Source organism: Sphingobacterium sp. NPDC055346 (genome assembly GCF_053645235.1).
On sequence record NZ_JBSHMI010000001.1, the window covers coordinates 983,584 to 1,007,478 of the forward strand.

A 23,895-nucleotide genomic window follows, 5' to 3' on the forward strand; every position below is an offset into this window, starting at 1 on the left:
ACCGGTGCTATAAAATTCAAAAGGAAATTCATTATTATTGCACATTTGATTAGAGCATGGATGGTCACAGGATATTTTCCAGAGTTCTTTATTTTATGAACTGAAAACACTAATACAGTTTATCACAAATTTTTCTAGATTGTCTTTTTTTGGAGGGTTACAATTACTTCCATAATTGTTCTTCATTTTGCTGTGAACAGTGAATTTAATAAGGATAATTACTCTTATACTTTTGGCAGGTTTGTTTGGCTATGAGAAGTAGATTTTGACCGATTAATGAACTCATTTTGTAATAAAATTATTTTTTATAATTCCTTGTGTCATTTCTTTTTTTTAGAAAGATCATAAAGAGATGGACTGTGACCTGTGTTGTTCTTATAAAAATGAGAAAAATGGCTTTCATCATTAAATCCAAATTCTTCAGCAATTTGGCTCATGTTAAATTGTCCAGATTTCAGTCTTTTATTAATAAGCATCAAACGGTAATGATTAAGGTATTCTCGGTAATTTATATCAAAATTACGTTTGAAATAGGCACTGAAATACGTAGTGGCAATGTTGAAATGTGAAGCAATATTCTTTATTTTTACTTTGTCAGGAATGTAAATGTGCTGATGGATATATGAAATCAATTGTTCCCTTGCTGGAAAATGGTCATTTCCGTTAAGCGACATATCCTGCATAGCTTCCTTTATAATGCCGAAAACAGAAAGCACCTGATGAAAAACGACAGGTGATGTAACAACATTATGCGAGTTGTTGTAAAGAAGTATATTATCAATTGTATTTCGTAGTATTTGATGAATTTCCGGGCTAAATTCTAATTTAACTTCCTTCAAGATTTTGTTGTTCATAATGCTTTCAGGATTGTTATTCATATAATCTTGAAATTTCCAGTGCTCTTTACTGCTAAAATAGTCATCTGTAAATTTAATGCAGATGACCCTGGTTTTTGTATCCATTTTAAAATTATGCTCATCCTCCGGAGAAATCACAAATAAGTCTCCTGAACAATATGAAAGATGATTTTGATTAATCTGATGAATCCCCATTCCATCATAAATATACACCAGCTCAAAATAATTTTGACCGTGAATCGTAAGGTGAAACGAAGCTTCTTCAAAATCTAATATTTCTAACGGGAAAAACTGTTTTAGTTTAGTCATGCTTTGCTCTCTCAAAAATTACTTGTTCGTTTTTATTTTTATTTGCTCTATGACGATAGTAGCGACAAGAGAGAGAGTACATCCGGCAACAGATTCAAGAAAACGCATTAATCCTGACCGCCAGACAATTTCAAAAGCTTTGTCATGGGTGCTCAATCCAACAATAATAACAGTAATACATCCAATTTTTAACGCTCCTGTCCATTTAAAAACAGAAATAAAAATACAGGTACAGAACAATGCAATGCCAATTGACAAAAAAAGATTTGTAGTAAAGTAAACTATTATTGTTGTCAGCAAAACTCCTACAAATGTGCCCAAAAGTCGGTCTTTCATCAGACTTTTAGCATTTTTTGGGAGGTCATCAAAGACCACAATAGCGGATACGGCACACCATATACCACTTAAATAATCATCAGAAAGTTGTAGTAACTTATTAATCCCAAGACCTAAAAAATAAGAAATTAGGATAACAAGCGTAAGTAAAGAAGCTTTTACAACAATACCGGCATCTGGGGGGTCTTTAAAAATTTCAAATTTCACAAATTATTTTTCAGATAGGTTAATATAACACAAATATACAAACCTTTATTTATTTTATACATACATGGCGGTATTCCAATCTGCTAATTTTGCATAGTTAAAATATTATTGAAATTATGGTCAATTTTGTGATGATAGCATTCTGCATAATTGCCGGAATGATATTTCGAAAAGCAAAATTAATTCCGCAAGATGCACATAAGGGAATCAACACATGGATTTTATATCTGGCACTCCCTGCTGTTTCTTTTAAATATATTCCTAAGATTGAATGGAGCAGCCAAATGTTATTTCCTGCTCTTTCTCCTATATTGGTTTGGGCTGGATGCTGGATTTTTATGGAATTTTATTCCCGGTACAAAGGGTATGGTCAACGCTCCCGAAGTACACTTGAGCTTGCTGGAGGTTACAGCAATACGTCTTTTATAGGGTTTCCATTGATTATGGCATATTATGGCGAACAAGATTTAAGCATAGCCATCATTTGCGACCAAGTGATGTTTGTACTTTTATCCACTGTAGGTATAATTTCAGCAATTAAAGGAAACCGTTCAGATAAAGAAGGAATAAAAGCATCAGTTTTGGTTAAAAGATTGCTGACTTTTCCGCCCTTTATAGGTTGTATGGGTGCACTTATCTTATCTAAGGTGACAGATTTGAGCATAGCTGAACCTTTCTTTGATAAATTGGCAGCTACGGTAGGACCATTAGCTCTTTTTTCCGTAGGGTTACAATTGAAATTTAAGGGATGGAAACAGGAAATCTCCCAGATTTCAATGTCCATGTTATACAAATTAATGATTGCTCCGGCATTGGTTTTAATTGCTTCAATTTTGTTAGGAATTAAAGGAGATATTGCACGTATAAGCGTATTTGAAGCAGCAATGCCCACCCTTATTACTTCCAGTATTATTGCAGAACAATTCAGGCTTAATGCGAGGTTAATTAACCTGATTATCGGAGTTAGCATTTTAGTTGGTTTTATTACTACAGCATTCTGGAACAGCATTATGCAGTTATTGGTTATCTGACAGATTTTAGAATGATTAAATCTTTTCTACATCATTTTGTCATCGTTCTACAAATAGACTTGGCTGATAATGAAGTAAATTTGTAATATAAAGAACAGATAGCTAACCTTAGAAAGATGAAATATGGACAATTTTAAAGATAAAACAGTATTTGTAACCGGAGCAGGTGGCGGAATTGGAAAAGCAATTGCTTTGACTTTTGCTAAGAAAGGTGCCCATGTAGCTTTGGCAGATGTAAAAAAAGAATTCGTAGAAAAAGTAGCTAAAGAAATCAAAGCAATTGGAGGTAAAGCTTTGGCCTTGGCTGTAGACGTAACAGATTATGCTTCCGTAAAAAGTGCAGTAAGTGAAACAATAAATACCTTTGGAAGTTTAGACGTAGCCGTAAATAACGCTGGTGTAGTGGGTATAGGAAGTATCGAGGAAATAGACGAACATGAATGGGACAGAGTACTTTCGGTAAATGCAAAAGGTGTTTTTATATGTACTAAAGCGGTGTTAGAAGTCATGAAACCACAAAAAAGCGGAGCCATTATCAATACGGCCTCTATAGCCGGCAAAATGGGTATGGCACATTTATCACACTATGTAGCTTCTAAATTTGCGGTGATTGGTTTTACCAATAGTATTGCAAAAGAGGTTGCCGAAACGGGAATTACCGTAAATGCTATTTGCCCTGGTATCATTGGTACAGGGATGTGGCGTGGTGAAGGTGGTATCGCAGACCGCTGGAAACAAGCCGGAGAAACCGAAAGTCAGTCATGGGAACGTAACAAGAAAACACTGATACCGCAAGGTGTGGATCAGAGTGCAGGGGATATTGCTGATGCGGTTTTATTCATCGCTTCTGCTCCCCATATCACAGGGCAAGCCATAGCTGTTGATGGTGGGATGACTATGTAAAAAAGTATTATTAATAAATAAATAAATCAAGAAATGAAAACGCAAATTGGAATTAAAAGCGAAAACAGACAGGCAGTAGCCGAAATTCTTTGTAAATTATTGGCAGATGAATTTGTATTGTACACCAAAACAAGAAATGCACACTGGAATGTTGAAGGACCTGACTTTCATTCTATGCACATTTTCTTCGAAGGTCAGTATCAACAATTGGCAGACTTGATGGATGGTGTAGCTGAACGTATCCGTACGATAGGTCATTATGCCCCCGGAACATTAAAAGAATTTTTGGAACTTACGCATCTTAGCGAAGTCTCTAACCAAAAAAATGACAGTGCTGGTTTTATAACAGAACTCTTGGCTGATCATGATACTATAATCGATTTTATCAGGGGTAGTATTGATGCGGTTCAGGAAAAATATAACGATGCCGGTACCAGCGATTACATCACCGGATTTATTGAAACCCACGAAAAAATGGCGTGGATGTTAAGAGCACATTTGAAGTAGTAATCTATTAAAATCTCTTATATTATTGAACAAATGCAACAAATGCAACGTTTAGTTAAACAAGTTGCATTTATTTATTATAGCTTATTAGGATAGATCTCATTTTCTATTTTTTAGTAAATTCTGATTTCGCCAAATGTTTTTAAAATTTAGCATTATTCCGCTTAATAACCTAATCTTGTTGTATACGTTAAAATCTTAGGTAGGTCTGAATATCAAGTTATTGTGGTTTCCATATGACAATTTCTTATAAATATTTGAAAAGAATTAATGAAATTTATTAGAATTAATCGATAAAAAGGTATAAATGAAGTAATTAACTTGCAATTTGGTTGATTTCCATAAATTGGTGGGAAAGTTTCCTAAACCCCAACTGTGATAAGTTTATCCAAAAACTGAAAGTAGTTTTAGGAAATTTTTTTGCTTCTTTTTTTTATATTTCTTGTTCTGTTTTTTCAGTTGGTCCAACGTAAATATATGGTTTAGTAAATTTTCATTCAAGTATAAAATTTAATATTATGAATTAATACTTTAGCATGTAATGAACTTATCGACAATTAGACTCCCTAAAAACATTAATCAAAAATCCAACCTGTAATCCTTCATTATGGGAAATTAGAGGTCTCAAAGCTTTCTTGGAGGACCCTTTGAAATAACTTACTGTTTCCTTTAAATCAACCGTCACAAATACGTCACAGCTGTAAATTTTGAATAATAAAAAGAAGTTCATAAATTGCTAAAGCAAGCAGGAAACATAGATTTTTACTCCTGTTGAGGAGAGCCGGCCTGCAGACTCTTAATCTGTGGGTCCTGAGTTCGAGCCTCAGCGGGGTCACTGGAAACCATCTCTAGATAATAGGGGTGGTTTTTTTGGTTTATGGCACTGAAGTGTGTTTAAAGCCTGAATTTTTAAAGTTTTGTTAAAACGAGGAGTTAAAAATTTTATTAATTATTCCTTTCATAAAAATAGTGAAAAACCAGTAAAAAAGCAGAATTTCGTCTCACTTTTTTGAAGAGATTAAAATATTGGACTCCATTTTTTACATATATACCCCCATGTAAATTTTCGTGCCCTCCGAATTTGCACAATCTCAGAATTGCTCGCCGACTGCGAGTTGAACGCAGGTCGTTGAAAAAGAGTCCGCGAGGACGATTCAACGATATATACGAAGTATACGAAGACTGTTGGCGATATTTTTGAAAATGGATAGTGGGACAATTACAAAGCCAAATATTTAGGGTCCGTCCCTGTACATTCAATAATCCCTTGCAACAAACTATGCCATACCACCTTGAAAAAAGGGTGATTTGGATTTCGTTCGTAATCAACCTGAGCAACATGATACTTCCCATTTGCATCGGGGTTGCTGTCATTGATAAAGAATTTGTTTGCTATAAAAGAAAGAATGCCTTTCTTGCCAGGTCCCTTTTCAGGATGCTTCAATACATCAACCTTCAGATGGTTGTAGTCAAACCTGAACTTCCCCCAATTCTTCACATCATTGCCATGCATATCAAAAGTAATCTTTTCAATATTTCCATCAGCCAATCTAATATTCAATAGCGGTTCCAAAATCCGGTTGTAAGCACCTACTTTCATAGCCGTCAAGCCCCCCTTATAAGAGTGATTGCCAGCCTTGCTGAGCATGTCAAAGGTGAAAAACGCACTCAAACGGCCTTCCCCATAAATATTGCCCACCAATTCTGCCGTCATAAATTTGTTTCTGCGCAAAACAGTTGTATCGTTGCTGACATTCTTCAATGTTCCCCAGATGTTTTTGAACTCTATTTTTCCTTCCCTAAAGTACTTATCGCTGATCTGTGCATAACTGAGGTCTATGCCGCTTACTTTTACTGCCTTTACAGAAAATGGCAAGCCTACTTTCATGAACTGTTGGGCTGGCGATTGACTTACTTTGGACACGTTCTCCAATTGATAGCGTTTGTCCTTGGAAAGATCAAAAACTCCAGCGACAACATGAGCACTATCGGCCTCAAATAATTTTTCTGCCAATAGTTTCTGCATATTTATACCTGTAATCCATGTTGAATCCAGGTCCAGTTCTATCCTTGGTTTGTTAAGTTTGTCCTGTTTTGCAAAAGCCTCCAAGCTCAATGTAGGCTGCAAGCTCAACTTGGAAATCTGTACATCCCGATTTTTTGAGCTGAACTTTAGGTCTTTGAAGCTAAAGGTATAGGGCGCCCCCTCCAAATTGGTCTTGAACCCCGGAATGTGCAATGAAATATCCTTGGAATACAGAAACCTCGTACTGTCAGTGCCCGAATGTTCATCAATCAGAAAATTGTAAACGGCTATGTCAACCCCCTTCACCTTTTTTGGTTTAGTACCTTCCATGTTTAGGTCTGCAAGTTCCAAAGCAATGCCATTCGCCCGAAACTTATCTACTCCCCAAGACTTAAAACGATCTTTGATCATAGCATAAGAGTCTTTCTCTTCCTTTTCATTATATGGCCTATCCCGGAGTAGAACCTTCGCTTTCAAGGAATCCAAAGCAATGGTTCCGATATCGATCTTCTTATTGACCAATAACCCCCATACACTGGCACCACTAATCGCCAAACGATCCGCCCTAGCTTCAAACCTAATATTGGGTGCTTTTTTTGCGCTATCCAACTTTATATATGCGGTACTGTCATTTTTGAGAAGAATGTCTTTTAGTGTAAGGTTACCACCCACGATATTTAAGTCCAGGTCACTATATTCAATGCTGTAAAGTCCTTCGGAGGATTTGGTGATTCCTTCCTTCAGCTTCTTGTCCAACATGGATCCCAATTTATAAGAAACAAAATATAGCCCCCCTAATATCAATAAAACCAAGGCGGCAAGGATGCCTACCCAGATTTTCCATCTGTGTGTTTTTTGTTTGTTATCCATTAGATAAAGAACAGATAAGGAAAGGTGATTGTTTTGTTGATAGCTCTGTTATTCAACAGTTACCAGAGCTGAGAGTTTAAATTCCTATAAGAAGAGTTAACTAGGGAAAAGATGCGAAATCTTTTCCCTAGTTATGTGACCCGTTAAAGCTTATATAGAAATGCTCTTTTAGTGAGTCAACGGTTTATTTAATGGTGATTACCGTTGATACAGCCCTTTCGCCTTCGTGGTCAAACTTTCCATTATCAGATGGGAAGTTGACAGTTCCTTTGTCTTTAGCCCAAGCGGTACTTGAACCACCGCCATCAAAATTAGCGGCTGAAATACAACCCAAGGCTTTCATTAGGGAAGATAATTGGATAATATTCAATCCCTGTGATTGAGACGAACGTCCATCCACAACTAATAAGATCATTTTTTGATCGGCAGTGATTCCGATTGCCGTTCTCGGGTGTCTGGCGGTATTGAAATCCACGTTCAGTTGTTCTTGTTCTTCTCCATTGACAATCATCAATGGACCTCCTGCTAATGCAAAAGGTTCTGCTACGGATGACCAACCTGAACTTGGCTTCTGAATGATCCTAGGTTTTCCAGTAGCATCAACTATAAGTGCCGCATTCTCTCGATGTGAATCGAAACCATTTACCGTTTGGTTTATGATGTCCCCTGCGTATTTAAAGAATACCGTTGATCCACCTTTGCTGGTATTGAAATACGAACCATTGATGGCCACCATGGCATTTGCTTGAACAGCAGCAGCACTGGTTTTTAAGAATCCAGATTTCACATGTGGAATATCAATTGAAGGTGATTTTGTTAAGTCGATCTCAAAAAAATTGATGTACTGCTTGGATTCGAAAAGCTGGGGAAAATGAAAATATTTCCACACGATTCCATCCTTTATCTGTGTTGTTTTCCATTCGGTTTTCGCTAGAAGTTCATCTAGACCGACCGCTTGTTCCTGGGAATAATCGTAAGGCAATTGCCTTCCTTCATCTTCTTTTGAGCAGGAAATGAAGAGAAATATAAAGAGGAAATAATATAATAAAGTTGACTTTTTCATTGTCTTGTTTTTAGGGTTTTATTTTACCGTTTAAGTTTTACTGGTCTTACCTCACCTACCTCGGTCAATTCTTGATTTAAGAACAGCTGCTCTTGGTTTCTGTATAAAATGATTTGCTTGCTGATAGGGTCGATAGCTGCAGCAGATACATTTCCCTTACCCCAGCTAAATGGCCAGTTCTTGAAATATTGGTTTGCCGTGGTTTCCTGGATAATGTAATACATTTTTCCTTTTTTCTTTGCAATCAACAGACCATCATCCTTAAACAGGAATAGCCTATCATCTTTGATAAATCCTGTTTTAGCATGGACTTTCCATTGCTCAGGAAGAGTAGGGATGAAATTATTAAAGTCAAGTTTCTTGCTTAATTTTTTCTTTTCCTTGTCAACCATTAACAATTGTGATCCGATTAGAAAATATCCCTGCTCACCAGCATCAATAAAGCGCAGGGCTTCCTGGTCTGCGAGTTCTGGAATTAAAGTAAAGAACTGTCCTACAGCTAAGGTATTATACGTCCTGCGGTCTTTATCGCTGATGTACAGCTTGTTATCCATGAAATAACGGATGCTATCAGGCGTAAGCCAAACAGCATTAGGGGTTAACCATTTGCCCTTGCTAATGAATTTTTCGGAATCTGTTTCTCCGTTGAAAATATTCCCATAGTCCAATTTATCGGTTGCCTTGGGTTCAACTTGACCTTCAATATGAAATTTCGCGCAGACCTGATCGTATTTTTGTAATCGGGCTGCAACCGGAATAGCATGCCAATGGTTGGAAACCACATATACTGTATCTCCGGGTTGAATGATCCTTTTTCCCAGTTCATCTTTAAGCTCTATACTGAAAACGTAATTTTGGACGGTCGTTTTTGCATTCTCTTCTTTATGGATTTTAGCCGCTGGTACACCACCTTTGTTCAAGGTTTCAAACATCAGGCTGGCTTCACAAATCACAGATCCATGGGCAGCACATCCGCCGGAAACGATGATATCATCAAATGGCTGTGAGTTATATAAGCGAAGGGCAATATTTACACGATCCAGCAAGATTTCCTTATTATCTGATCCAAGAACAAGCATGATCTTTTTTGCTTGTCCCCAAGAGGACAAGCAAAGGCATGCGAAGAATAAGATTAAGATGTGTTTTTTCATGCTTATCTAATCAATGCACCCATCGCGGGTTGCGATCTTTCATTCGCGTTTTTATCGGATCTGATTCGATCATCCAATGCTGGTTTGTAGGTCTGTCCCACATTAGACAATGAGGAGCCTGTTAATCCGTAGGTCAAAGCTGGGTTGCTGCTTCCAATTGGTATGTATTGTGCACTCAACATAGTTCCCGGATTGAAAGAAGCACCTGAAACCAATGTGCCTGATTCACCGTAAACTTGGGAGGCAATAGCGGAGCTTTTTAGAACTGCTGGAATACCTGCATTATCCGAATAAGCATCTACATCTGTTGAGGCATTGTCTTGAACATTACCTGAAATTATGGAGTTGATCACCGTTAAGTTATTGACTTTAGAACGGCGATAAACACCAGCACCAGGACCAGCCACTTTATTTCCGGTAATGGTAGAACTTATGATGTCTGCTGAACTTGCATCATAAAGCATTACTGCACCACCACCGTTCTTAGATGTGCTGGTGTTTTCCACCAATAAACAGTTGACAAGGATAGCTTTGGAGTTATCTCTTAAATATAAGCCAGCTCCATAAGAGGTATTGCTATTGTAGCTTACTTCGGAATTGTAAAGCGTGATATGGGCATTTGGGTAACCATGAACGCCACCTGCAGTACCTTTCGCATAGTTTCTGTTGAATTGAGAATTGTAGGCTGTTAAATTGGAACTATGCATCCAGACACCACCGCCATTGTTACCGGTGTTTTCGTTGTCATTGACCCTACAATTTTCCATGGTCACATTGGCCGAACCAAATCCATAAAGTCCTGCTGCAAAACCAGCTGTACCCTTATCAGCTGTGGCTTTATTGTTGATGATCCCAACATTTTTCATGTAAACTTCAGATCCACCAACAGCCACGCCGCCACCTTGACCACGGCTAAAGTTCAAGCCATTGATGCTAATGTTTGTACTTCGGTCTGTCGCATTACCCCCTGTAATCTGTAGCCCTTCCAGGTAAACTCTACTCCCTGCTTCTTTAATTGCCGTAATGGTGACTGTATGGAAAGCTTGCTTACCAGGAGCTAAGCTACCATCCAATACCGTTTTATATAAACTGGCATTTGGTTTTGCTCCAATCATGGCATCTTTAGCATATCCACCAATGATGGAGATGTTTTTGGATACTTCAAAGGTTTTATCGGATTCCACGGATGCATCACCATTACGAATGGTTTTAACGGGTTTATAGACACCTTCCATTAAATGTATGGTACTTCCGGTGGCAGCTTTTTCCATAGCGGTATGGAACGCTGTAGTAGAGGACCAAGAAGAGCCATCACCAATACCATCAGGACTTACGTAGAACACGGGCACTTTGCCCGATTCTTGGCTCACCAACACGTGGGTACTTAAGTTTTCATTGACTTTTACGGTGATTAGCCCAGATCGCTCATCCTCTTTATTATCGGCAACCTGAAAGCTCACTTGGCGTTTACCTTTCGCTAATTCGGTTGTATCTAAGGAAATCCAGTCCACATCTGTTTCTAATAGCATGTTCTGATTGGACAAGACACCAAATTGGTATGTCCCAGTTTTGCTGCCTACCTCGATTAATTCGGTAGTTGACAGGAGTTTTTCCTCAAAGGATTTATTGTCCTTCTTACAGCTACTCATACCGGATATAAGTAGGAGGATAAATATGTTTGCAAATAGGTATTTCATTCGATTAATGCTTAGATTTTTTACTAGTTTGGTAATTATTCCAGAGCGTATTATAACACTCTACGATTTCCTCCTCATCGTTAAACTTGCATTCATGCATATATACACCCTTGTACTTTATACGCTCTAGGGTTGCGAAAATAGCGTTCCAATCATTTGAACCACGTGGGTCGCAAGGAAGGAGATGGTCCTCCGCCTTTCCGTTACCATTGGAAACATGCAAGGTTTTAACTCTTGAACCAAAAGCTGCAAGCAGGTTTTCTGGACGGGCAATATGGCAGAAGTCCACTGCGATTCCTACATCTTTAGGGAATGTTTTAAAGAGCACCTGGGCTTCCTCAACGGTACGCATCAAAGGTCTTTCACGATCACCAACTGTCAGTTCTGGGCCCAGCATGTTTTCGACAACCATAGTTGCACGTAAAGCTTTTACCGATTTGTTTAATGACTCAACCGACTTCTTCAATTGCATTGCGCGTTGATCACGGACATTTTTTTCCAGGTAAAAAGAAGGGTGGAACAGAACAATATGTGGTTTGACAGGTTTTAATACCTTCAAGACATTGTTCTGTGCTTCCAAGACTCGAAGTCGACCTTCTTCATCCAATCTGGAAATATCAAGGTGCTTGCTGAATGGCATGTGTACAGACCAAACTTTGACTTTGTGACGCTTTAGAATATCCGCAATTTCTTGCATGCGGACATTCCATTTGGCATCTACCGTAGTTTCTTGTAAGTTCTTTTCCAACATAGCGCCTATCCCGGCAAGTTCGATGTAATCAATTCCCAATCCTTTGATATACTTGATTTTTTCATCGGTTATTTTCTTGATATCCAAAGCATAACCAATAGGGAACTTGTTGTCCTTCGCTTGAATCTGATTTCCCGAAAAACTTCCTAGAAGCAGGAAAAGCGTAATCAATAGGTTTTTCATCTTATTTCCATCCGGGGTTTTGTTTCAGGTTTTCATTAAGCTTCAGGTCCTCTGATGGGATAGGGAAGAAGTAATCTCTTTCTTCGTCAAATACACCACCTTGAGGGAATGGGTCGAGATTACCTGAAGTAGCTTTCTGTTGACCTGTAATAGGGTTCCATAAAGTTCGCTGATTGATATTGATCATTGAAGTAACAGTCGGAGGAGCGCCAGTTGTACTTCCGGTGTGCAAGAATACATCTGCATTTCCATCACCAGTAAAATCATGGCCACCAACGCCTGAGAAGTATACACCAACCATGGGTTTGGTTACTTTTTTGCCTTCCTTCCAACGCATTAAATCGTCCCAACGCTGACCTTCATTGAATAGCTCAATGCGACGTTCTCTACGGATTTCAAGGATAACACCTTTGTTTGCCGTATTGGACACATTTGGATACATATCTGCCAGGTATGGGTCAGGATTTGCATTCGCTTGGGCCAAGTTTAGGTTAGGCATACCCGCTCTTGCTCTCAGTTTATTGATGGACAGATCCAGGTCTGCCTGGGTAAGCGTTCCTAATTCTGCCTTTGCTTCGGCGAAAACCAATAAGGCTTCTGCATAACGGAATAGAATAAGATCAAATACGGAAGCACTGGTAGCCCATTGGGAGCGATTAGGTAATGCCTTGATTAAACGATACCCAGTGGTCGTAATGTTTAAAGTGACCGGTTCGTTTTTAGACTCACCGTTTACCCTGAAATCAGGTCCTGCAGTGGTTTGAATGAGCCTTGGGTCGCGATTTTGCATCTCCTGGAAATAAGAGGTTGTTTTATAGTTTGCCTTATCTGTAAAACGAGACCCATCATTCATCAGGTAGCTGTCAACAGCATCCTTCATTAGGCCATAAGATCCGGAAGTAGCTGAAGTGAACAAATAACCTAGGTTATGTACCTTTAAACCTAACTCATAGTCTGCTGCAAGTATGGTTTCAGTATTATCTTGTTTATCGCGTCCAAACAAGTTTCTATAAGCCGCTTGCGGTCCCCCCTCAGTATATAGGGTATAAGCATTTGCTTGCATCAGTTCTTGGGCCGCATTGGCAGCTTCGGTAAGAAACTTTTCAGAACCCTCTATTTTATGGTATTTACGGAAAGTGCCTTCAAATAAGGATATACGTGCTTTTAATAATAGTGCCGTATACTTTGTGACTAGGTTCAATTGTTTTTCTGCTGGTATATTTTTAATGGCATAATCCAAATCAGCAAGAACAGAGTCCATGACCAATTGTCTAGAATCCCTAGGCTTGTATAAGTCAGGATCTTTACCTGTTAAAACCTTACCATACCAAGGCACATCACCAAAGGTTTTCACCTTATCGAAGTAGAAATAAGCTCGGAAAAAGCGGGCTATACCGCTGTATTTATCTTTTGCAGCTTGGCTTCCAACCTTGTGGTAGTTTTCAAGGAAGTAATTGACCTTACGAAGATTCCCCCAAGACCAACCTCCGCTACCAGACGCTACAGGAACTATACGATTTCCTTTTATTTGGTTTGCCGGGTTTAAGGGCATGAGATTATCGGAGCTTGCATCATTGGTGTAAACTTCCATGGTTGCCAACATGCTGTAAAAATCATTGGTAGCTACTTCTAGGTCTTTTTCTGTGTTAAAGAAATAAGGAGCTTCCACCTGATCCTCTGCAGGCTGATTTAAAAAGTCTTTACTGCAAGAACCAAACATGAGGACTGCGGAACTGGCAATTATGATGCTGGTATATTTTAATTTTTTCATGATTCGCTGAGATTAAAGATTCAACATGACACCAAGAGAGAAGGTTTTTCCCATTGGATAGGTCCTTAGGTCACCCCTGTCATCTGCGGTTGCAGGGGCAGAGTAGTTTACGGCAGCACCGGCTTGTTCTGGGTCAAGGTATTTGGTTAATCCGCCGAAGCTCCATGTCAAGATGTTTTCTCCACTAAAGAATACACGGAATTTGTCAACTTTCACACGCTGTGTCCACTGTTGAGGAAGCGTATACCCCACACTGAAGTTTTTCACGCGTACATAACCTAGGTTTTGAAGGTAATAGTCGTTTAACTCATATAGCGATCTTCCAGATTGAAGTGAAGAGTAACCGCGATAAATCTGTGGGTACTTGTTTGCTGTTTCATCCGGTCTCCATGCATTATCAATTAAGTCTTTACGGATAAAGGATAGATAAGGTCTTTGGTATGGTCCCCAGAAAAGGTCGCCAGTAGGATACCAATCTTGACGTGCAACACCTGCTAATGCTACGGACATGTCGATGTTTTTCCAACGCATATTTAAGTTCAAGCCAAATGGGAATTGCGGCATGGAGTTACCAATACGTTGTAAGTCACCATGGTTGTCTAAAGTGTTTTCACCCTTGTCAATCCTTCCATCGCCATTCACATCAACATAGCGAATATCCCCACCACGCAAATGGTTCCATTCACTGTTCTGCGTCACATTTAAGACGTCATTGTAAACTTGTGATAGGCTATTGGCTGGATTGGTGAAAGAGTTCTGGAAAGCTAAAGCTTCTTCATCCGATTGGAATTGCCCATCGATATGATATCCCCATATCTCTCCCAATCTTTTGCCTTCATAGTAGGAGCTCAATAAACCTTTCGGGTTATTATAGCGCGTGATTGTGCCGATGAAGTTAGAAACGTTAGCTGATACACTGAAGTTTAATGGTGATCCAGCTACATCAAATTTATTTTGATAGGAAACACCTACTTCAAATCCCTTATTCATTAAAGCAGCATAGTTTTCTCTAGGCTCACTTGCGCCAAATACAGCAGGAAGGGGTTCTCCCGGAAGGTACATTCCTTCTACATCCTTACGGAACCAGTCTACATTAAATAGCAATTTATTTTCTAGGAAGCCGATGTCAGCACCAATGTTTGTGGACTTGGTCGATTCCCAAGTAACGACATTTGGAAGTGGGCCCGGCATAGTGGCAAAAACCAAACGGTTTCCACCGTCCAACCAATCCGACTTACCAACACTCATCAATTCTTTGAAGGTATTGACATCCACGGTTTGGTTTCCTAGTTTTCCGTATGAACCTCTGATTTTTAAAGAAGACACATAAGGTTTGATAGGCTCCCAGAATGCTTCGCGGTCAACCTGCCATCCCAAGGAAACAGAAGGGAACAAGCCCCAGCGGCTGTTTTCAGGGAATCTTGATGAACCATCATAACGCGCATTGATTTCCAGGAGGTACTTGTTCTCATAGTCGTAGTTTAAACGGCCAAAGAAACCTTGAATCGCCCAATTGGTCGCTGATCCAGAGATGCTGTTCATGACAGTAGCCAAGGAAAGATTGGATAGATCTTCAATCAATAGGTCGTCTGCGGTTGTAGCAATTCGATCTCTATCAAATTTCTCCTGGTTGTAACCAGCTAATAGTTTTAGATTGTGCTTATCAGCAAATCTGTTCTCATAAGTAGCAAAAAGGTTGATTGCATTGTATTTATCCTTCCAACGGTATTCGGTTAGCCGGTTTAAGCCCACAATTCGGTGATCTAATTTATTTCCTGCTAGGTATTCAAATGGGTTTAAACGGAATGTACGAGCTGTGTTTTCTATACGATTGCTGTAGTCAAAGTTGATTTGTAAGCCTTTAACAGGTTTTGCCACTGCACGGAAGGTATTGGTGAATTCTTCGTTATTGAATAAGCGCCATGTCTTACCGGAATGGAGACCAGCATTACCACCCTGGCCACCAGTACCTGTACCAATGTCCGTAGGGATGCCATCAACCATAATCGGGTAGAAGGCCATCAAATTGTACCAAGTCGTCGTGCTCCAAAGACCTCCGAAACCATTGGTATAACCACCGTAGTCTTTATCTTTTTCGTTGATGAACTGCGTATTATTGGAGATTTCTAACCACGGGTATGGTGTAAATACTAAGTTTGCTTTTAAGTTTTGACGGTCCATGTCAGCATCTTCATTGATGTTGTTAATGCTCTCTCTTTTGAATACGCGTCCCGATAAATATCCTTTTAACTTATCAGTACCTCCAGAAATGGAGATGTTATGGAAGCTTGAGGCTTGTTGTTTTTTAAATAGGTGATCCCACCAATTGGACTTGTGAAAAAACTTGTAAGATCCATTGTTTTGCAGTTCATGGAAAGGTTCGATTTCTCCATTAGCAACCATTTTAATGGTTTCCCAATCCATAGCGTTGTAGTTGGTATAAGAAGTTCCATTGTAACCATATAATGCCGCATCAACTGTTCTTCCGTAGATGTAAGGGTCAGAAATATAATCGGTTCTAGCGGTAGGAGATGTCCAACCGAAGTTATTGGTATAGGCGATGGAGGTTGTTCCCGCTTTTCCTGTTTTAGTGGTGATTAAAATAACACCAAAAGCACCGCGGGCACCATAAATTGAAGCAGAGGAAGCATCTTTTAACACCGTAACACTTTCAATGTCATTCGGATTTACACGTGTGATATTGCCTTCGATACCATCGATTAAGACCAAAGGACTGCCACCATTGATGGAGTTGAACCCACGTACGTTGATGTCTGGAGTAGCCGATGGATCACCATCATTCATTTGGATGTTTAATCCAGGCATTAGTCCTTGTAAGGTAGTCGCAATGTTGGCATCTGGACGCAATGCAATATCTTCAGCATTTACTTGGGATACAGCACCCGTTAAATTGGCTTTCTTTTGTACACCATATCCAACAACAACAACTTCATCTAGATCAGATACAGCTTCTTTTAGAATGATTTGTAAAGGTGCGGATCCAGTAACCTGGATTACTTGGGTCGAGTAGCCCATCGCACTAACAGAAATAGTCGCTTGCGCTGTAGGACTCTGTAATCTGAAATATCCTTTTCCATCTGATGCGGCAGCCAGATTGCTGTTTTGAAGGGAAACAGAAACACCTGAGATAGGTTGGCCCTGTTCATCCTTTACATATCCTTCAATCACGCGTTGGACCAATTCTGGACTAGCCGCTAACTCCTTTCGCGACTTTATTAGCACCATATTGTCCTCTACAAAGAATACCAAACCTTGTGGTGTCAGCACTTTTTGAAGAACCTCCCGAAGGTCTTTGTTCTTCATAGAAACATCAATCTTATCCACATGTTTAAGCTGGGTATTGCTGTATAGAAAATCGTAGTTCGTTTGATTTTGGATATCCTGCAATATTTCTTGTAATGTTGCTCGCTTGGCATGGACAGAAACTTTCTGTCCAAGGGTAGATGCACTAACATGTAGCATGGTTCCAAGTAACAACAGCGAAACCAGTTTCATAATTAACAGTAGTTTTCTTAACCCCAACTGCTTAGGGTAGGGATTTCTAGTAAAAAAATAATACATTTGATTAGTGTTGGGTAAATAATTCAAAGTTAATAAGGACTTTATCCCATACGATTTGAGCGGAAGCGTGGCCGCGCTTCCGTTATTTTACATTAGGTTAATTTCTTACGATTACCCTCCCTTCTTTCATGTCGAATTTTAGATCGGCAATTTTTTCCATAGCTGTTAATACTTCTTCTAAACTTCTGCTCCTAACGATAGAACCTGTAAAGCGTTCATCGGTATTTAGTTCATAGCGGATATCTGTGATATTGTACCAGGTACTTATATCACTCATTATATCCTCTATACTTGCGTTATTAAATCGGAAATAACCATCTCTCCAAGCCAAGTCTTCACGGAAATTGGCTTTACCCTTGGTTAGTTGAATGCTCTTTCCAGCTCTGGCCTGTTCTCCAGGAACTAATTTCAATGCTTTGGCAGCAGTATTGACTTCCACAGAACCATTAACTAAACTTGTTTTGGTTTGCGTCAATTGTGGATAAGATTTAACGTTGAATTGGGTTCCTAATACCTGGATCTGGTAATCCTTCGTTTTTACCTTAAAAGGCTTGTTCTTATTGTGTGCTACATCGAAATACGCCTCACCGCTAAGGCTAACTTCACGGGTTTGTTTATTGAAGTCAGATTTTAGTTTTAAGCTTGATCCAGAGTTTAGTTGAACGGTGCTACCATCCGGTAATTCCAAACTGTAGCTGGTACCCTTTGGGGTGTTGAATTCATGAAATGCTATTGGATTGGCTATATTTTGTTCATCCATTTGGACACGGATTAAATCCCCATTGATTTTTGAGAGGACTACGCCATGGTAGCTTACCTCTTGCTTGTCTATGTCATTAATATCTAGTCTGGTTCCGTCCGCAAGTTGTATGGCGGTTTTGCCGTTGTTTATACCTGCTGTCCTTGTCTGTTGCTGAACCATTGGGGTTTCATGTACAAGCCCTTCTCTTGCATTGTCTTCTGGATAAAAAATAAATCCTAGCACAAGTGCTATAGAGCAAGCAACAGCAATCCACTTATAGGGTCCAAGCCTTCTGGTTTTTGCATGATCTAGAAATCCTTCATGCTGAATAATCTTCTGAAAGACTTGCTCCTTATTGAAACCAGTTCCTTGGTCAATGTCTTGGAGTTGGTCCAAAGATTCATAAAACAAGTCTTCATGTTGCTCTAACATATCGAAATACTCTGTTAATTCTGATTCCGAAATGTTATTGTTTAAGAATTTTTGGTTAAGATATTTAAAACGTTCTTTGTGCACTTTTTAGGGTTTAACTATATAGAGTACACACGAGAGTGGGGCTAGGACTATTGCAGAAAGAAAAAAAGCAATAAATACAAATAATCCGCTTGCTTGAAGGTCTGGCGTAAGGTTTTTAAGGTTTGAACCAAACAGTTTTTTACGGTATTTGGAGAGATACCAAGTTCTTCAGCTATTTCTTTATGGCTTTTTCCTTCTTCTCTACTCATTATCCATACTTGACGTTGTCTGCCTGGTAAAGCTTTTACTGATTCATCCAGTAATTGTTGTATATCCGAGAGCTGAATCTTAGAGTCTTCAACATTCTCATTCATGTTTCGAAGTAGTTCTTGTTGGGCAAGCATATCATACTTCATCGACCGAAGCTGATTGAAACATAATCTTTTTGCAATAACATAGATAAATGGCCAGATATCTTTAGCCTCATCAATTTGACTTCTGTTCAACCAAGTCTTTAAGAAAGTCTCTTGTACTATTTCTTCGGCTTGTTCTTTACTTTTAAGGATTTTGTATGCTGTGTTGAAAATAGATTGACCATAGCCATCAAATACCTGTTGAAAGGCATTCAAATCGCCATTCTTCAAATTCTTGAATATTTGGTTTTCTATCTTCATGGTAGATTTGGTAATTCTACTGTTATCAAATTGGGGCAAAAATAATAATCTAGTATTAACAATATATTAAATGATTAATCGATCAATATTTTGCTCCAACATCTAAAAATACATTATTTCTTTTCAATTCCTATAGTCCTTATGGGCGCTGTATTCAAAAAGTCCAATTGCTCAAGCGTAGGGGGGACATAGTAATTTTGGTCGAATTGAGAACCATAAGTGCCGATTTGCCAAGGCCACGCAGAAATCCTATTTCCAAATTTGACAGATTAAGGAATGAGTCATTCATCAATCTTTAAATTCTATAGATGAATTTTGATCGGATTGCCTATATTTACCTAAACCTTTACAAAATCACCTAAATAAAACTCCACCTATGTACAGGCTCAAAACAGTTTTAATTCTTGTCTATACTTTACTTTTTATTGCGAATGAATCCCAGGCGCAGAAAGGGTCAAAGGATTTGTCCTTAAAGGAGGCATTTGCTGGGAAGTTTGACATAGGGGCTGCTATAAATCTGAAACAGATTTATGGGCGGGATGAAAAGGCTACAGCATTAATAGCATCTCAATTTAATTCTATTACTGCGGAGAATTGTATGAAAGCCATGTACCTTCAACCAAATGAAGGTGAATTTAATTTTAGAGATGCAGACCGATTTGTTGAATTGGGCGAGAAATATGGTCTGCGACTTATTGGACACACTTTGATCTGGCATTCCCAAGCTCCACATTGGTTTTTTATTGGCAAGGATTTCAAAGATGTTTCTCGGGAAGTGTTGATCGAACGGATGCGAAAGCATGTCCAGACTGTTGTTTCGAGGTACAAGGGGAGGATAAAGGGTTGGGATGTAGTCAATGAGGCCATACTGGACAATGGAGATTGGAGACAGAGCAAGTTTTATAAGATCATTGGAGAAGATTTTATGGAATTGGCCTTTCAGTTTGCGCATGAGGCGGATCCGAATGCTGAATTGTATTATAATGATTTTTCCATGTTCCAAAAAGGGAAAAGGGAAGGCGTGATGAGGATGGTCCGCAACCTCCAGGAGAAGGGGATTAAAATCCACGGAATAGGGATGCAAGGTCATTTGGGTCTGGATTATCCCTCTGTTGCTACCTTTGAGGAGAGCATATTGGCCTATTCTAAGCTAGGTGTTAAAGTGATGGTAACAGAGCTTGATATCTCTGTGTTGCCGATGCCAGGACCTTCACATGGAGCGGAGATCAGTACCATTTACAAATATGATAAAACCCTAAACCCTTATGCGGAAGGATTGCCTACGGAAGTGGAAAGCAAGTTGGCTAGTCGATATAAGGAGTTTTTTGCACTGTTTTTAAAGCATCATGATAAAATTGACCGAGTTACTTTGTGGGGAGTAAGGGATGCTGACTCTTGGAAAAATAACTGGCCCGTAAGAGGGAGGACAGATTATCCATTGCTCTTTGATCGGAACTATCAAGCTAAGCCTTTTGTCAAGGATATCGTTGAGATGGCTAAGGAATAACTAATGGTTTTAAAGCGTCATAAATTTCAACCTATACTCCATAGGTGTCATTCCAATAAAAGTCTTGAACTGTTTATTGAAATTGGATAGGGTATTAAAACCTGAATCATAGCATATCTGGGCTACGCTCTTGGATTCGGCAACGGATAGGAGCTTGCAGGCATGCTTAATGCGTAATTCTGTAATGAAATAGGAAAAGGTCTTCGAAGTTTTGGCTGTAAAATATCGGCTAAAGGATGTAGGTTTCATATTGAGTAGAGCGGCGACTTCTTCCAAGGTTATTTTATTTCTGAAATGGTTCAGGGCATAATTATAAACGATATTGATCCGGTTCGTTTCAACGTCTTTAGACTGATACTGGAATTCATCATAATGTAATAGTGTGAAATCCTTTCCCTTAGCCAGTACATTCAAGATCTTGAAGAGATGAATGATGCTTTCCATGCCATGTAGGTTGAGCAGTTCATTCATCAGTGCAATTATTTCCTTGGCTGTGGCTCCATGAATCTCCATTCCATGTCTCACTTTTTCCAACAGGACCTTTAATTGATTGAACTCTTCCTTTTCAGTGAATTTCTCTAATTCTGAACCATTGATATAAATCACCAATCCTTCGCTGCTTTTTTTGGATTGGGGGTCAAAGTAAATATCATCACTGCGCCAAAGGTGAGGAATATTGGGACCAATAAAAGACAGATCGCCCTTGACAAAGGATTTCATGGTATTGCCAATAAATCTGGTTCCGGAACCTTCCACAACAAGGAAAAGTTGGTACTCGGAATGGGCATGCCAAGTGGTGTCGAAATGTTTGTCGGAAAGCTTTCGCACAAAAAATATGCGCGATGAAGGGATCCTGGTTTTCTGGACTGCGGTCTTTTTGAAATTGATATCCATTAATGGAATATATTGGTCATCCCCAGGTTTGCAGGGGCTCATTTCAAAAATAAGTCTTTAGCAGGCAATTATCAAGATTTTAAGGAGGTAAATGTCTAATTGTTGTCCGATGTTGTGCTGATTATTTATAAAGTGTGGTAAAATACAGTCATCATTGGGTATTTAATAGGTATGTTAAATTCATCTTGAATCTTAATTTAGGGTTCTAGGATTAACCATTTTAAACCAACCTAATGAAATGAAATAGGAATACGCTGTTTCATTTGATGGGGACAATGCTAAAGTGTATGGCCTGTAAACCTTTAAGAATCATTAATTTATTTAGAATATAATATGCAATTACCTGTGAAACTAGGCGTCAGTACCTGGCTTTGGACTTCTCCTTTCCGTACGGAGGATGCTGCCGGCTTGTTTGAGAAAATAGCAAGCCTAGGCTATGAAGTCGTGGAGATAGCCGTGGAAGACCCTTTTCTTATCGATACCCAAAAGATTTCTAAAGAACTTGAGAAGAATGGCTTGCAAGCATTGGTCTGTGGGGCTTTTGGACCAACCAGGGACTTCACGAGTGATGATGAAGCCTTGCAAAAGAATGGTCTGCAATACATTGAAGATTGCCTAAATATTTCGACAGAACTGGGAGCAAGTTTTTTCGCTGGTCCTATGTATTCAGCGGTTGGAAAAGCACGGATGGTACCGGATGCACAGCGCCAAATCGAATGGAACAGAGCGGTTGATAACTTGGGCAAGGTCTGTGAGATGGCGGCATCTAGAGGCTTGGAATTAGGCTTGGAGCCCTTGAATCGATTTGAGTCAGATCTGATCAACAATGTGGATGATGTATCGCGTTTGATCAATGACCTGAACCATCCAGCGGCAAAGATCTGTTTGGATATGTTCCATATGAACATTGAGGAGCCGGATCCTGGTTTGGCTATCCGAAAAGCTGGGGACAAGTTGATCCACGTCCAGGTTTCGGAGAATTATCGCGGAACTCCAGGCACAGGAAATGCAAGCTGGGGGGCATTTTATGAGGCACTTAAAGCGATCAATTATAAAGGAGCGGTATCCATTGAAAGTTTTACACCAGAAAATAAAGAGTTGGCAGCCGCAGTTTGTATATGGCGAAATCTAGCCGATGACCAAGATTCATTTGCGCGTGATGGGCATGCGTTTTTGAGGAAATGGGCTGCTAATAAATTATAATAACACAATCAATGAACGAAATGATGAAGAAAGAAAAAATTAATGTTGCAATTATCGGTTTAGGCTTTGGGGCAGAGTTTATCCCTATTTATCAACAGCATCCAAATGCGAACCTATATGCTATTTGTCAAAGAAATGAAGCGAGTCTGAATGAAATTGGGGATGCCTTTTCGATTGAAAAACGCTATACCGATTATGATGAGCTACTGAAAGATGAAAACATTGATGCCGTACATATCAACACACCTATTCCAAACCATGCGGAACAATCGATCAAGGCTCTTCGGGCAGGAAAACATGTGGCCTGTACAGTACCGATGGCAACGACAGTGGAGGAATGTAAGCTGATCGTGGAAGCGGTTGAGGAAACTGGACTTACCTATATGATGATGGAAACCGTAATATATGCGCGAGAATTCCTGTTTATGAAAGAACTGTATGAGAAAGGAGAGCTTGGCAAGATCCAATTCCTAAAGGCGAGCCATCAGCAGGATATGGATGGTTGGCCGAACTATTGGCCGGGTCTTCCGCCTATGCATTATGCTACGCACTGTGTAGGGCCGGTATTGGGCTTAACACGTAATGAAGCGGAGTATGTATCCTGCTTTGGTTCTGGTACCATCCGTGAGGATTTGGTTGGTCAATATAATTCTCCATTTGCCATTGAATCTGCACATATTAAGTTCAGGAACTCTGATTTAAGTGCTCAAGTATACCGTTCTCTATTTGATACGGCTAGGCAATATCGTGAAAGTTTTGAAGTCTATGGTTCCAAGCAATCGGTGGAATGGCCATTGATTGAAGGGGAGCCGTTGGTATTACACGTAGCCAAAAGACCTGAACCTGAAATCCCGGAAAAAGTAGACTGTCCGGATTATGCGCATTTGCTACCGGAATCCATCCAGCATTTTACAAGGGCAGGAGTTTATGATGAAGGAGAAAACCAACACCTTTCTTTCCTGCAAGGAAGTGGCCATGGGGGCTCACATCCACATTTAGTCCATGAATTTATCAGCGCATTGGTTGATGGCAGACAGCCATTTCCTAATGCTAGGCAATCTGCAAATATAACCTGTGTGGGTATTTTGGCACATGAGTCTGCCATGAAAGGGGGAGAGATCATTCCTTTACCTGAATTTACTTGGGAAACAACCTAATTATTGTTGCCTGAGGAA

The 23,895-nt window shown here is 39.5% G+C and carries 18 protein-coding genes; 6 read left to right on the plus strand and 12 right to left on the minus strand.

Translation table 11 applies throughout. From position 1 onward, the window contains the following. Positions 1-320 precede the first annotated feature (320 nt). Both ACWICE_RS04205 and ACWICE_RS04210 read right to left on the minus strand, forming a co-directional pair. The gene (locus tag ACWICE_RS04205; protein ID WP_045754275.1) at positions 321-1,166 is read right to left on the minus strand and encodes an AraC family transcriptional regulator; all 846 of its coding nucleotides are present in this window, start codon (positions 1,164-1,166) and stop codon (positions 321-323) included. Between the two features lie 18 nt (positions 1,167-1,184). Continuing rightward, complete coding sequence (locus ACWICE_RS04210) at positions 1,185-1,709, minus strand: FUSC family protein (RefSeq protein WP_045754274.1); 525 nt, start codon at positions 1,707-1,709, stop codon at positions 1,185-1,187. A gap of 116 nt (positions 1,710-1,825) precedes the next feature. Here ACWICE_RS04210 and ACWICE_RS04215 point away from each other — a divergent pair, with 116 nt between their 5' ends. From ACWICE_RS04215 to ACWICE_RS04225, 3 genes are all read left to right on the plus strand, one after another. Beyond that, on the plus strand, positions 1,826-2,740 hold the full coding sequence (locus tag ACWICE_RS04215) for an AEC family transporter (RefSeq protein ID WP_045754273.1): 915 nt from the start codon (positions 1,826-1,828) through the stop codon (positions 2,738-2,740). 123 nt (positions 2,741-2,863) lie between these two features. Continuing rightward, complete coding sequence (locus ACWICE_RS04220; protein ID WP_086946681.1) at positions 2,864-3,643, plus strand: SDR family NAD(P)-dependent oxidoreductase; 780 nt, start codon at positions 2,864-2,866, stop codon at positions 3,641-3,643. A gap of 33 nt (positions 3,644-3,676) precedes the next feature. After that, positions 3,677-4,150: a Dps family protein gene (locus ACWICE_RS04225; protein ID WP_093099830.1), complete on the plus strand. Its 474-nt coding sequence runs from the start codon at positions 3,677-3,679 to the stop codon at positions 4,148-4,150. 1,219 nt (positions 4,151-5,369) lie between these two features. On the opposite strand, the gene ACWICE_RS04230 is transcribed toward ACWICE_RS04225, so the two are convergent. The 9 genes from ACWICE_RS04230 to ACWICE_RS04270 form a co-directional block, all read right to left on the minus strand. Then, positions 5,370-7,046 carry a hypothetical protein gene (locus ACWICE_RS04230; protein ID WP_454297712.1) on the minus strand — a complete coding sequence of 559 codons (1,677 nt, stop codon included), beginning with the start codon at positions 7,044-7,046 and terminating at the stop codon, positions 5,370-5,372. A 184-nt stretch (positions 7,047-7,230) separates the two neighbouring features. Beyond that, on the minus strand, positions 7,231-8,109 hold the full coding sequence (locus tag ACWICE_RS04235; RefSeq protein ID WP_093099784.1) for a phosphodiester glycosidase family protein: 879 nt from the start codon (positions 8,107-8,109) through the stop codon (positions 7,231-7,233). A 23-nt stretch (positions 8,110-8,132) separates the two neighbouring features. After that, on the minus strand, positions 8,133-9,260 hold the full coding sequence (locus ACWICE_RS04240) for a YdcF family protein (RefSeq protein ID WP_093099783.1): 1,128 nt from the start codon (positions 9,258-9,260) through the stop codon (positions 8,133-8,135). Positions 9,261-9,262: 2 nt separating this feature from the next. Further along, positions 9,263-10,909 carry a right-handed parallel beta-helix repeat-containing protein gene (locus ACWICE_RS04245; RefSeq protein WP_093099781.1) on the minus strand — a complete coding sequence of 549 codons (1,647 nt, stop codon included), beginning with the start codon at positions 10,907-10,909 and terminating at the stop codon, positions 9,263-9,265. A 52-nt stretch (positions 10,910-10,961) separates the two neighbouring features. After that, on the minus strand, positions 10,962-11,891 hold the full coding sequence (locus ACWICE_RS04250) for a sugar phosphate isomerase/epimerase family protein (protein ID WP_454297713.1): 930 nt from the start codon (positions 11,889-11,891) through the stop codon (positions 10,962-10,964). Position 11,892: 1 nt separating this feature from the next. Then, a complete protein-coding gene (locus tag ACWICE_RS04255; protein ID WP_093099778.1) occupies positions 11,893-13,662 on the minus strand; it encodes a RagB/SusD family nutrient uptake outer membrane protein in 1,770 nt (589 codons plus the stop codon). A 12-nt stretch (positions 13,663-13,674) separates the two neighbouring features. Then, positions 13,675-17,178 carry a TonB-dependent receptor gene (locus ACWICE_RS04260; RefSeq protein WP_312697111.1) on the minus strand — a complete coding sequence of 1,168 codons (3,504 nt, stop codon included), beginning with the start codon at positions 17,176-17,178 and terminating at the stop codon, positions 13,675-13,677. A 163-nt stretch (positions 17,179-17,341) separates the two neighbouring features. Continuing rightward, a complete protein-coding gene (locus ACWICE_RS04265; RefSeq protein ID WP_093099777.1) occupies positions 17,342-18,418 on the minus strand; it encodes a FecR family protein in 1,077 nt (358 codons plus the stop codon). A 131-nt stretch (positions 18,419-18,549) separates the two neighbouring features. After that, on the minus strand, positions 18,550-19,116 hold the full coding sequence (locus tag ACWICE_RS04270; RefSeq protein ID WP_093099775.1) for an RNA polymerase sigma factor: 567 nt from the start codon (positions 19,114-19,116) through the stop codon (positions 18,550-18,552). Between the two features lie 376 nt (positions 19,117-19,492). Here ACWICE_RS04270 and ACWICE_RS04275 point away from each other — a divergent pair, with 376 nt between their 5' ends. Further along, complete coding sequence (locus ACWICE_RS04275; RefSeq protein WP_454297714.1) at positions 19,493-20,623, plus strand: endo-1,4-beta-xylanase; 1,131 nt, start codon at positions 19,493-19,495, stop codon at positions 20,621-20,623. 9 nt (positions 20,624-20,632) lie between these two features. Here the strand turns inward: ACWICE_RS04275 and ACWICE_RS04280 are convergent, their stop codons facing one another. Next, entirely contained in the window at positions 20,633-21,559 is a 927-nt protein-coding gene (locus tag ACWICE_RS04280; RefSeq protein ID WP_093099772.1) for an AraC family transcriptional regulator, read from the minus strand. Between the two features lie 291 nt (positions 21,560-21,850). Between ACWICE_RS04280 and ACWICE_RS04285 the strand changes: the two genes are divergently transcribed. Continuing rightward, positions 21,851-22,720 carry a sugar phosphate isomerase/epimerase family protein gene (locus tag ACWICE_RS04285; RefSeq protein WP_454297715.1) on the plus strand — a complete coding sequence of 290 codons (870 nt, stop codon included), beginning with the start codon at positions 21,851-21,853 and terminating at the stop codon, positions 22,718-22,720. Positions 22,721-22,740: 20 nt separating this feature from the next. After that, positions 22,741-23,877, plus strand: a complete 1,137-nt coding sequence (locus tag ACWICE_RS04290) for a Gfo/Idh/MocA family oxidoreductase (protein WP_197700959.1) — start codon at positions 22,741-22,743, stop codon at positions 23,875-23,877. Positions 23,878-23,895: the final 18 nt, after the last annotated feature.

What these genes read in the sequence shown, in the direction of transcription:
- ACWICE_RS04205 (WP_045754275.1), bottom strand. Translation starts at nt 1,166, where the DNA reads ATGACTAAACTAAAACAGTTTTTCCCGTTAGAAATATTAGATTTTGAA.
- ACWICE_RS04215 (WP_045754273.1), top strand. Translation starts at nt 1,826, where the DNA reads ATGGTCAATTTTGTGATGATAGCATTCTGCATAATTGCCGGAATGATA.
- ACWICE_RS04220 (WP_086946681.1), top strand. Translation starts at nt 2,864, where the DNA reads ATGGACAATTTTAAAGATAAAACAGTATTTGTAACCGGAGCAGGTGGC.
- ACWICE_RS04225 (WP_093099830.1), top strand. Translation starts at nt 3,677, where the DNA reads ATGAAAACGCAAATTGGAATTAAAAGCGAAAACAGACAGGCAGTAGCC.
- ACWICE_RS04230 (WP_454297712.1), bottom strand. Translation starts at nt 7,046, where the DNA reads ATGGATAACAAACAAAAAACACACAGATGGAAAATCTGGGTAGGCATC.
- ACWICE_RS04235 (WP_093099784.1), bottom strand. Translation starts at nt 8,109, where the DNA reads ATGAAAAAGTCAACTTTATTATATTATTTCCTCTTTATATTTCTCTTC.
- ACWICE_RS04240 (WP_093099783.1), bottom strand. Translation starts at nt 9,260, where the DNA reads ATGAAAAAACACATCTTAATCTTATTCTTCGCATGCCTTTGCTTGTCC.
- ACWICE_RS04245 (WP_093099781.1), bottom strand. Translation starts at nt 10,909, where the DNA reads ATGAGTAGCTGTAAGAAGGACAATAAATCCTTTGAGGAAAAACTCCTG.
- ACWICE_RS04250 (WP_454297713.1), bottom strand. Translation starts at nt 11,891, where the DNA reads ATGAAAAACCTATTGATTACGCTTTTCCTGCTTCTAGGAAGTTTTTCG.
- ACWICE_RS04255 (WP_093099778.1), bottom strand. Translation starts at nt 13,662, where the DNA reads ATGAAAAAATTAAAATATACCAGCATCATAATTGCCAGTTCCGCAGTC.
- ACWICE_RS04260 (WP_312697111.1), bottom strand. Translation starts at nt 17,178, where the DNA reads ATGAAACTGGTTTCGCTGTTGTTACTTGGAACCATGCTACATGTTAGT.
- ACWICE_RS04265 (WP_093099777.1), bottom strand. Translation starts at nt 18,418, where the DNA reads ATGTTAGAGCAACATGAAGACTTGTTTTATGAATCTTTGGACCAACTC.
- ACWICE_RS04270 (WP_093099775.1), bottom strand. Translation starts at nt 19,116, where the DNA reads ATGAAGATAGAAAACCAAATATTCAAGAATTTGAAGAATGGCGATTTG.
- ACWICE_RS04275 (WP_454297714.1), top strand. Translation starts at nt 19,493, where the DNA reads ATGTACAGGCTCAAAACAGTTTTAATTCTTGTCTATACTTTACTTTTT.
- ACWICE_RS04280 (WP_093099772.1), bottom strand. Translation starts at nt 21,559, where the DNA reads ATGAGCCCCTGCAAACCTGGGGATGACCAATATATTCCATTAATGGAT.
- ACWICE_RS04285 (WP_454297715.1), top strand. Translation starts at nt 21,851, where the DNA reads ATGCAATTACCTGTGAAACTAGGCGTCAGTACCTGGCTTTGGACTTCT.
- ACWICE_RS04290 (WP_197700959.1), top strand. Translation starts at nt 22,741, where the DNA reads ATGATGAAGAAAGAAAAAATTAATGTTGCAATTATCGGTTTAGGCTTT.